The following is a 4465-nucleotide window of genomic DNA, read 5'->3' on the forward strand; positions in this document are numbered from 1 at the left end:
GGCTTGCCTTTTAAAAGATAAGCTGCTCTCGGGTGGGCGCAAATTTCGCTCACCCCATATCTTGCACGCAAGTACAAAAGTACAGAAATTGACCGACAGACGAGAATCAATTTTTAAGAGTTTAGCATTAATTCTTTAACTCATTACTTCAAGACTTCAAAACTTCAAGACTTCAAAACTTCTTACTTCAAAACTCATTACTTCAAGACTTCAAGACTTCAAAACTCAACCTCAACCAGTAACTTTTGGTAAAGAGGGAAGATCTGAGATAGTCGTATTTTCCTCACCTTAAGAAATATTAAGGGAAGATTAAAATGAAGGTAACTGTAAATTTAAAAAAGTTATGCCTGTAAAAAATCAACCCCCCGTACCTCCATCTAGAAGAATCGGAAACATTCTTCTATTAATAGGCGGTGCATTATTATTAGTAAACTTACTATTCCCTCAACTGTTTGCCCCTTCTATTCCAAGAATGCCCTATAGTATTTTCATAGAACAGGTACAAGATGGTCAAGTAAGTAGAGTATCTCTAGGAGAAAACGAAATTCGTTATCAACTAAAAAGCGAATTAGAAAACCAACAAGGAGAAATCTTTCGGACTACCCCAATTTTTGACTTAGAATTACCCAAAAAACTAGAGCAAAACAATGTAGAATTTGCCGCAGAACCTCCCGCTAAAAACGGTTGGTTAGGTAATATACTGGGATGGGTAATTCCACCGCTAATTTTTGTGGGTATTTGGCAATTCTTCATCAGTCGCAGCGCAGGCGGACCTACAGGCGCCCTATCTATCGCTAAAAGTAAAGCTAAAGTATACGTAGCCGACGACGCCACCAAAGTTACCTTCGCTGATGTAGCTGGAGTTGAAGAGGCTAAAACTGAACTTACTGAGATAGTAGACTTTCTCAAAACCCCAGAAAGATTCACCAATATTGGAGCACGCATTCCCAAAGGTGTACTACTAATAGGACCTCCCGGAACTGGTAAAACTCTCTTAGCTAAAGCGGTAGCAGGAGAAGCCTCAGTACCATTTTTCAGTATCTCTGGTTCAGAATTTGTAGAACTATTTGTAGGTGCAGGTGCTGCTAGAGTTAGAGATTTATTTGAACAAGCAAAACAAAAAGCTCCCTGTATCATCTTTATCGACGAATTAGACGCCATTGGTAAATCTCGCGCAGGTAATGGATTTGCAGGAGGCAACGATGAGAGAGAACAAACTCTCAACCAATTACTTACAGAAATGGATGGTTTTGCCGCAGCCAAAAATACTGTAATTGTATTAGCAGCAACTAACCGACCTGAAACTTTAGACCCCGCTTTACTACGTCCAGGACGCTTTGACCGACAAGTGTTAGTAGACCGACCAGATTTAGCTGGTAGACTAAAAATTCTAGAAATTTACGGAAGTCAAGTTAAATTATCTCCCGAAGTTAATTTAAAAGAAATTGCTACTCGTACCCCTGGTTTTGCTGGCGCTGATTTAGCTAACTTGGTGAATGAAGCAGCTTTACTAGCGGCGCGGAATCGTCGTGAACAAGTAATTCAAGCAGATTTAAACGAAGCCATAGAAAGGGTAGTAGCCGGATTAGAGAAAAAAAGCCGCGTTTTAAACGAAAAAGAGAAAAAAATTGTCGCCTACCATGAAGTTGGACACGCTATAGTAGGTGCAGCTTTACCCGGTGGAGGCAAAGTTGCTAAGATTTCTATAGTACCAAGAGGTATGGCAGCTTTAGGTTATACTCTGCAACTTCCTACAGAAGATCGCTTTTTAATGGATGAGGTAGAATTAAAATCTCAAATTGCTACCCTTTTAGGCGGACGTTCTGCTGAAGAAATTATCTTCGGTAACATTACCACTGGTGCCGCTAATGATTTACAAAGGGCAACAGATGTAGCTGAACGGATGGTTACTACCTATGGTATGAGTAAAGTATTAGGACCTCTAGCCTATGAGAAGGGTCAACAAGCTAATTTCTTATCTGACGGTACCATGAATCCTCGTCGCCTAGTTAGCGATGAAACAGCTAAGGCAATTGACCAAGAAGTTAAAGATATAGTGGAAGATGCCCACCAAAAAGCTTTAACTATACTTAACAATAATCGCGATTTGTTAGAGGCGATCGCTTCTACCATCTTAGAACAAGAAGTAATCGAAGGGGAAGAATTAGCTAAGTTATTGCAGCAAATAACTCATCTAGAACCATCTAAGCAACCTTTGGAGGTCTAAGATTATTCGCTTTTTTTAGCTTGAAATGAACCTACACTTACCTTTTGGTCTAGTGTAGGTTTGATGTTTTCAAACTTTAACATATTTTAAAGCTATTTTTAGCATTTATTTTTCTATTTCATATAAGATAAATATAATGGAGTGACCAGCCCATTCAGAGATTCTCAAACTCAAACTAAAAACAATAACTTTAGTTTTTTACTTTTTCAGTTAATCCTAACTAGACGAATTTCTGTTCTTTGTTGACGAGTATCTTCTGGGGGTAAATTAGCTAAAGGTTCAGAATATCCTTTCCCATCAGTAACAATCCGATGTTCTAAGCCTGTATTTTGCAAGAAATCTGCTACTACTTTAGCTCTTTGTTCACTTAGTTGTTGATTGAGAATAGCAGGTCCTACTTTAGATGTATGACCTATTACAATAATAGCAATATTATTAGGGTTAAATTCAGTAATTTCTGCTTGTAATTTATTTAAGGTTGCCTTTCCTTGGGCGGTTAATTCTGCTGAACCTGCACTAAATTTAACTTCCCCTTTGACATCTAAGTTCCCTATTGATGCTGAGGTTTTAATTTCTTCCTGATTAATTGATGGTGGAGGTTCTTTAATTGTTTCTCCTCTACCTGCTAATCTTTCTGCTAATTCAGGGTTATCTTCTTTAATTATCTCTATTAAAGCTTCAGTGTTTTTAGCAGATTCAATCACAAAATTTGAATCATACAACTGTTTAGGATCATCAGGAATATTATCTAATTTACCACTAAGAACTAACACAGCGGCTGTCGCCTGAATTCTTTTGTCTAAAGTGTTAGCCTCCATCCAATCTCTAGCTTCAGTTGATGTAAAAAAATCTATTCCTTCTAAAATAGTAATAGCTTCACTGGTGGATAATTCTCCATCCTCAGCAATTTGTGCTTTTAATTGTGATGGGTTTCTCACATTAATATCAATCCGGTAATAATAAGATTCTAATAATTTGGAGATTATTTCCGGTCGTTCATTAATTAATTGATCGGAAGCTACTATAACATCTAAAATTGCTGTAGGTACATCTTTACTAGATAAAACAACTGTATAATCTTTTTGCCTAGCTTGAGTAACATAGGGCTCCCAAAGCACTGCCATAGCAATATTTTTTTGATTATTTTCCAATAATTCCCAAGCTTGAGAAGAATCTTCTACTTCTGCAATTTCAAAGTTGCTTAAGTTGAATGATTCAAATTTAGTACTAAGAACTAAGGCTAAATATTCGCTAGGAGTATCTACTGCATAGGTAATATATAAGGGGTTATTTTGATTTTGCTCTAAAAGTTTTTGCAAATCTAATAAAGATTTAAGTTCAGGATATTTTTTAGTATTAAGAATTACAGCATCTGCTCCTACAGTACGATCAATTAGCCCTACAATTTTACCCTTTGGCTGATGTTTGAGAAACTGATCTAAGGTGGTGACTATTAAATCAACCTCGTTTTTACTGAGCATTTCTGCTCTTTTGGCTTGGTTAAATTCGTCTTGATAAGTTAAATTTATGTTATCTTCTTGAAGATCTTGTTGAAATTCTTGGTTGCGAAATGTGCTATAACCACTGAAAGTATCGCCTAATAGAGTTATTTGATTATCCCCAGCCTTACTCTGCTTAGTGGGATTATGAGGAGCGATAATTTTCAAGACCAGCCAAAAGCTTCCGGTAATCATAGCCATTGTTAGCCCTAAAGCAACGATTAAAAGTGCTGGATTATTTGATTTATTCATCGTGAAATTGTTCTAACTTGTTGAACTTGCCCACAGCTTTCACTTCTTTTATCCACCGTCTTGCCTGACTCGGTTTTGTCGGCATTAACGGTTTTCCTTCAGGAGATAATCCTTAGAGTTTAAGTTTGAAGTCTTTGGTTGAGTGGAGGGAGGCTATTATACTCCGCCCCTCGCTTACGTTGTCACTTTTGGGAGTGCCAATCCCCTACTTCAACGAGCTAAGTTGTGGTTGTTGAAGGCTGATTAGGCTTAAAAAGTTCATATTTACTATTGTAACCCATTTATCCTAAAATAATTTGAACTAGCTAGATAGACAAAAAACTTTAGATTTATTTAATTTTCTTCAAAAGAGCTGTATTCCTGTCGTTTTGCAGATTGCGGTAACTTATATCGAGCAAATGCTATAGCAGAAAAAGAGAGGCTTTTAGCTTGATTTTATCTTTGAATTTATCCTGGCGATCGCTTTTTAGTATTCCCCCCTTAGTTA

The 4465-nt window shown here is 37.1% G+C and carries 2 protein-coding genes and 1 pseudogene; 1 reads left to right on the forward strand and 2 read right to left on the reverse strand.

Annotated elements, in window-relative coordinates:
* Nucleotides 1-343: 343 nt before the first annotated feature.
* On the forward strand, nt 344-2227 hold the full coding sequence (gene ftsH4 / locus MW688_RS01180; protein WP_486734077.1) for an ATP-dependent zinc metalloprotease FtsH4: 1884 nt from the start codon (nt 344-346) through the stop codon (nt 2225-2227).
* A 206-nt stretch (nt 2228-2433) separates the two neighbouring features.
* Here ftsH4 and MW688_RS01185 read toward each other — a convergent pair whose 3' ends face one another.
* The gene (locus MW688_RS01185) at nt 2434-3978 is read right to left on the reverse strand and encodes an OmpA family protein (RefSeq protein ID WP_486734078.1); all 1545 of its coding nucleotides are present in this window, start codon (nt 3976-3978) and stop codon (nt 2434-2436) included.
* Nucleotide 3979: 1 nt separating this feature from the next.
* Nucleotides 3980-4087, reverse strand: a pseudogene (locus MW688_RS01190) (RRXRR domain-containing protein); the annotation flags it as partial.
* Nucleotides 4088-4465 lie beyond the last annotated feature (378 nt).

This window comes from Johannesbaptistia floridana (genome assembly GCF_057440575.1).

Bases quoted from the DNA above. Each gene is read 5' to 3' on its own strand.
- ftsH4 (WP_486734077.1), top strand. From the start codon at position 344: ATGCCTGTAAAAAATCAACCCCCCGTACCTCCATCTAGAAGAATCGGA.
- MW688_RS01185 (WP_486734078.1), bottom strand. From the start codon at position 3,978: ATGAATAAATCAAATAATCCAGCACTTTTAATCGTTGCTTTAGGGCTA.